General features: G+C 68.6%; 5 protein-coding genes. 4 read left to right on the top strand and 1 reads right to left on the bottom strand.

All coding sequences use genetic code 11. The features are described from left to right. Nucleotides 1-280: hypothetical protein (locus tag VOI19_RS17280; protein ID WP_323794192.1), on the bottom strand; the 280-nt coding region annotated here is incomplete at its 3' end. 121 nt (nt 281-401) lie between these two features. Here VOI19_RS17280 and rimP point away from each other — a divergent pair. The 4 genes from rimP to VOI19_RS17260 form a co-directional block, all read left to right on the top strand. Further along, complete coding sequence (gene rimP, locus VOI19_RS17275) at nt 402-974, top strand: ribosome maturation factor RimP (RefSeq protein WP_323794191.1); 573 nt, start codon at nt 402-404, stop codon at nt 972-974. Next, nucleotides 974-1954: a transcription termination factor NusA gene (nusA, locus tag VOI19_RS17270; protein WP_323794190.1), complete on the top strand. Its 981-nt coding sequence runs from the start codon at nt 974-976 to the stop codon at nt 1952-1954. The genes rimP and nusA overlap by 1 nt, the downstream gene beginning before the upstream one ends. A 192-nt stretch (nt 1955-2146) precedes the next feature. After that, nucleotides 2147-2479, top strand: coding sequence for a YlxR family protein (locus VOI19_RS17265; protein WP_323794189.1), 333 nt, complete (start codon nt 2147-2149; stop codon nt 2477-2479). Between the two features lie 152 nt (nt 2480-2631). Next, on the top strand, nt 2632-3011 hold a 380-nt coding region (locus VOI19_RS17260), incomplete at its 3' end, for a translation initiation factor IF-2 N-terminal domain-containing protein (RefSeq protein ID WP_323794188.1).

Here is a 3011-nt window from a genome sequence, read left to right as displayed (position 1 = left end):
GCACGCGCGCGTGCGCGTCGGACAGCTCGGCGACCACGAGTGCCACCAGGTCGGAGTCGGGGTCTGCGGAGCCGGGATCGACCGAAGGAGTCCCGGCAGGTGTGCGCTTCGTCTCCTTGAGGGTCGATGTGCCGGCCGCCGTGCCGGCGGTGCTCCTCGTGACGTCCGTGGAGGCCGGGCTCGTCGTGGAGGTGCCCTGGAGTGCGCAGCCAGTGGCTGTGGTCGCCAGCAGCGCGCCGAGGGCGGCGCGGCGACTCGTGCGGGGCAGCGGTCGGGACACGGCGAGGAGCCTACGGGCAGCCTCTGGTGGGCGCCGCTCGCCCGCCGACGTGGCGTGAGGAGTGCCCCGGCACCGGTAGAGTGCTCGCCTGCACCATCACAACAGCACAGGGAGGTCCCGGATGTCCGCGACAGACGACTTGATGAGTCGGATCGAGAGCGAGGTGACCGCACCTCTCTCCGCGCTGGGCCTGGACGTCGAGGCCGTCGAGCTCACCCCGGCCGGCAAGCGCCGCGTCCTGAGGATCGCGGTCGACAAGGACGGCGGGGTCACGATGGACGACGTCGCCGCTGCCACCCGTGAGATCAACCAGGTGCTCGACGACAACGACGTCATGGGCCAGCAGCCGTACACGCTCGAGGTCACCTCGCGCGGGGTCGACCGCCCCCTGACGCTGCCGCGCCACTGGCGCCGCAACGCCGACCGACTGGTCAAGGTGACCCTGACCGACGGCTCCTCCGTGACCGGTCGCATCGGCGACAGCGACGAGGAGAGCGTCGTCGTGGAGGTCTCGGGCGTCGAGAAGCGACTGGCCCTCGAGTCGATCGAGCGTGCGCTGGTGCAGATCGAGTTCAACCGACCCTCCGCCGACCCGACTCACGACGAGTCCGAGACGGAGCCCGACGACGACGACGAGGTCGGCGACGACCTCGACGACGATATGCAGGACCACGACGAGACGGAGCACGACTGATGGACATCGACCTCAACATCCTGCGCATGCTGGAGCGCGAGAAGGAGATCTCCTTCGACGTGCTCGTCGAGGCGATCGAGCAGGCGCTGCTCACCGCCTACCAGAAGTCGCCGGGTGCCCAGGACAAGGCGCGCGTCGAGCTCAACCGCAAGACCGGTCACGTCTCCGTGCTGGCCGCCGAGCTGGACGACGACGGCAAGGTCGTGGGGGAGTACGACGACACCCCGACCGGCTTCGGTCGGATCGCGGCCACCACGGCCAAGCAGATCATGATGCAGCGCCTGCGCGACGCCGAGGACGAGATCAAGTTCGGCGAGTTCTCCGGCAAGGAGGGCGACCTGATCTCCGGCGTCATCCAGCAGGGCCGCAACCCCGACGACGTCCTGGTCGACCTCGGTCGCCTCGAGGCGATCCTGCCGGTCAGCGAGCGCGTGCCCGGTGAGACCTACACCCACGGCACCCGCATCAAGTGCCTGGTGCTGTCGGTGCGCAAGGGGATGCGCGGTCCCCAGGTCACCCTGACCCGCTCGCACCCCAACCTGGTGCGCAAGCTGTTCTCCCTCGAGGTTCCCGAGATCGCCAACGGCCAGGTCGAGATCGCTGCCGTTGCGCGCGAGGCCGGGCACCGCACCAAGCTCGCCGTGATGCCGGCCGTGTCGGGCGTCAACGCCAAGGGCGCCTGCATCGGCCCGATGGGCCAGCGGGTCCGCAACGTGATGGCCGAGCTGCACGGCGAGAAGATCGACATCGTCGACTGGTCGACCGACCCGGCTCGCCTCGTGGCCAGCGCCCTGTCGCCGGCACGGGTCAGCAGCGTCGAGATCATCGATCTCGCCTCCAAGTCGGCGCGCGTCGTCGTCCCGAGCTTCCAGCTCTCCCTGGCCATCGGCAAGGAGGGCCAGAACGCCCGACTCGCCGCTCGACTGACCGGCTGGCGCATCGACATCCACGGCGACGAGGAGACGGCAGAGAGGCCGTGAGGAACGAACGGCCTCTCGTGGCCGGCGAAGGTTGAGGAAGCGCTCCGACCGAGGAACGAGGTCGGACAGCGCGCCTCGAAACCCGGTGACGCGAGAGCCAACCGCAACCACATCAACCGCAACCACGCGCAACCACGTGCAGAGACCATCCCGTTTCGGTGATCCGCCTCAGGTTGGCTAGACTTTCCAACGGTGACTCACCTGACAACCTCCCGCAAGGGCACGGACCCAGTCCGTACGTGCGTGGGATGTCGCGGGCGGGTTGCCAAGAGCGAGTTGTTGCGGGTGACCGCCGGCTCGGATACGCACGGCCGACCAGTCGTCGTACCCGATCCGACAGCCACAGCACACGGCCGCGGGGCGCATCTGCACCCCACGGACACGTGTTTCGCTCTCGCCGTACGTCGCAGGGCCTTCGGGCGGGCGCTTCGCCTTCCCGCAGGGATCTCGGCAGCGCCGGTCGAGGACTACCTCAACAGCACGAGCACCACCCAGAGCAGCACGGCACGCCCCTCAGAAACGTGAACGATCGTCGATCACCCATCCATCACCCACCAGGGAACTGGAGCAGTAGCTCATGAGCACTCGATGAGTATTTTCCGATGAGTTTGCACCACCACTGAGGCTCGATCACGCCCCATCAAGAAATGGACGCGGGTCGAGCCAGAAGGAGAATTGTGGCTAAGACCCGAGTCCACGAACTCGCCAAGGAGTTCGGAGTCGAGAGCAAGTTTGTTCTCGAGAAGTTCAAGGAGATGGGGGAGTTCGTCAAGTCGGCGAGCTCCACTGTCGAGCTCCCCGCGGAGATGCGTTTCCGCAAGGAGGTCGGTGAGTCCCTCAAGGCCGCCGCACCTGCGGCGGAGACCCCCGCGCCCACGCCTGCGGCCAAGAAGCCGTCGGCCAAGCCCGGCCCCAAGCCTGGCCCCAAGGCGCCTGCCGCCGAGCCCGAGGCGCCTGCCGCCCCGGAGCCCGTCGTCGAGGCCCCTGCGGCCGAGGCAGCGCCTGCTGCGCCCACCGAGGCGCCGGCAGCAGCTGCCGAGCCGGCCGCCCCGGCTGC

This window comes from Nocardioides sp. (genome assembly GCF_034670285.1).
Classification (GTDB): Bacteria; Actinomycetota; Actinomycetes; order Propionibacteriales; family Nocardioidaceae; genus Nocardioides.
The sequence above is the reverse complement of the archived record's forward strand: the minus strand, read 5'-3'. Positions and strand labels throughout refer to the sequence as shown.